This window comes from Variovorax sp. KBW07, from assembly GCF_003852515.1.
Classification (GTDB): domain Bacteria; phylum Pseudomonadota; class Gammaproteobacteria; order Burkholderiales; family Burkholderiaceae_C; genus Variovorax.
Genome location: NZ_QAJK01000053.1, coordinates 1 through 2,088, shown reverse-complemented (window position 1 = coordinate 2,088; position 2,088 = coordinate 1). Strand labels below are relative to the sequence as shown.

Genomic DNA, 2,088 nt, shown 5'->3' with positions numbered 1-2,088 from the left:
GCCAGACGCCGAGAATTTTCAGCGCCACCTTGCCGGGCTTGCCCGAATCGTTGGTGTCGGCAGCGAGCGTGTGGCGCACGATGGCGGTGTTGGCATCGACCACCTTGATGGTCTGCTCGGTGATCGTGATGCTCACGAAGTCCGACTTGCCGTCGAGCAGGTCGCTGATGAAGCTGGCCTTGGTGTCGACCTTGCCGCCCGAATGGCCGTAGCTCAGGTCGTCGGCCACCAGCGCGTTGAGCGCGGCGGCGGTCGGATCGACCATGGCGATGCGCAGGCGCTCGGCCGCGGCGGCCACCGCCGGTTGCGCCGAAGCAGCGCCGCCGCCGGCGGCCGGCGCCATCGCGCAGCCCGAGAACACGGCGGCCGAGGCGGCGATGAGAAAGAGTTTTCTGATGAGCATGTCGTTTGTCTCCAGTTATTTTTTTGCGGATGCGATCGACTGCGAAGCGCGGCCGCTTACTGCGGGCCGAGCGTTTCGATCAGCGCCTTCAGCTCTTCCATTTCGGCGGGCTTCAGGTCGGTGAGCGGTGCGCGCACCGGGCCGGCGTCGTGGCCGACGATCTTTGCGCCGGCCTTGACGATGCTCACGGCGTAGCCCGGCACGCGGTTGCGCAGTTCCAGGTAGGGCATGAAGAAGTTCTTCAACAGGCGGTGCTGCGTGGCGAGGTCGTCGTTGGCAACCGCGTGATAGAAATCCATCGCCGTCTTCGGGATGAAGTTGAAGACGGCCGACGAATACACCGGCGTGCCCATGGCCTTGTAGGCCGCGGCATAGACCTCGGCAGTGGGCAGGCCGCCCAGGTAGGCGAAGCGGTCGCCCATCTTCTGGTAGATGGCGACCATGGCTTCGATGTCGCCCACGCCGTCCTTGAAACCGACGAGGTTGGGGTTGCGATCGGCCAGGCCGGCCAGCGTGTCGGGCTTCAGGCGGCTGGTGGCGCGGTTGTAGACGATCACGCCGAATTTCACGCTCTTGCACACGGCTTCGACGTGCGCGGCCAGGCCTTCCTGGCCGGCTTCGGTGAGGTAGTGCGGCAGCAGCAGGATGCCGTGCGCGCCGGCTTTTTCGGCGGCCTGCGCACACTGGATGGCAAAGCGCGTCGGGCCACCGGCGCCGGCAATGATCGGCACCTTGCCGCGACAGGTGTCGACCGCCGTCTGGATGATGCCGGGGTATTCCTCGCCGGTCAGCGAGAAAAACTCGCCCGTGCCGCCGGCCGCGAACAGTGCGCTGGCACCGTAGGGCGCGAGCCATTCAAGGCGCTCGATGTAGCCCTTCTTGTTGAAGTCGCCGTTGCTGTCGAAATCGGTCAGCGGGAACGAGAGCAGGCCGGAGCCCATGATGGTCTTGAGTTCTTGCGGGTTCATCGGAATACGTCCAGTGAAATTGAGAGAGAGATAAATGAAATGAGGGAAAGAAGAGGCCGGCCGCTCAATCGAGCTTGACGTTGGCTTCTTTGATGACTTGCGCCCAGCGCGCGCGCTCCTTGGCGAAGAACTGGTCCTGCTCGGGCGCGGTCATGGTCACGACCTCTGCGCCCTGTCCCGCAAGCCGCGCCCGGATGTCGGGCGTGCGGATGATGCGGACCAGCTCGCGGTTGAGCCGGGCGATCACCGCGTCAGGGGTGCCGCGCGCCGCGACCATGCCCTGCCATGTGCCCGACTCGTAGCCGGGGACGCCCTGCTCCGCGATGGTCGGCACGTTGCCGATCAGCGGCATGCGCGTCGATTTGGAAACCGCGATGAGCTTGAGCTTGCCGCTCTGCACATGCGGGTAGGTGGCCAGCATGCCGTTCATGAGCACCTGCGTCTGGCCCGCGACGGTGTCGAGCACGGCCTGCACGCCGCCCTTGTAGGGCACGTATTCCCACTTGGCGCCGCTCTTGCGCTGCAACTCGACACCCGCCAGGTGCGCGGTGCTGCCGCTGGCCGTGACGGCGAAATTCAGGTCGCTCTTTTTCGAGAGCTCGACCAATTCCTTCAGCGTGCTGGCCTGCACCGACGGGTGCACCACCAGCAGGTGCGGCGAGTAGGCCAGCATGGCCACGCTGCGCAGGTCCTTGGTCGGGTCGAAGGGCAGCTTGG

The 2,088-nt window shown here is 65.6% G+C and carries 3 protein-coding genes; all 3 read right to left on the bottom strand.

The genetic code is table 11. The annotated features are described in order from the left end of the window. The coding region (locus DBV14_RS12435) for a nuclear transport factor 2 family protein (RefSeq protein ID WP_260397004.1) at positions 1 to 403 on the bottom strand (403 nt) is incomplete at its 3' end. 56 nt (positions 404 to 459) lie between these two features. After that, complete coding sequence (gene kdgD / locus DBV14_RS12430; protein WP_124459498.1) at positions 460 to 1,371, bottom strand: 5-dehydro-4-deoxyglucarate dehydratase; 912 nt, start codon at positions 1,369 to 1,371, stop codon at positions 460 to 462. Between the two features lie 64 nt (positions 1,372 to 1,435). Next, positions 1,436 to 2,088: tripartite tricarboxylate transporter substrate binding protein (locus tag DBV14_RS12425; RefSeq protein ID WP_124459497.1), on the bottom strand; the 653-nt coding region annotated here is incomplete at its 5' end.

Coding starts and splice junctions, on each gene's coding strand:
- kdgD (WP_124459498.1), bottom strand. CDS start 1,371: ATGAACCCGCAAGAACTCAAGACCATCATGGGCTCCGGCCTGCTCTCG.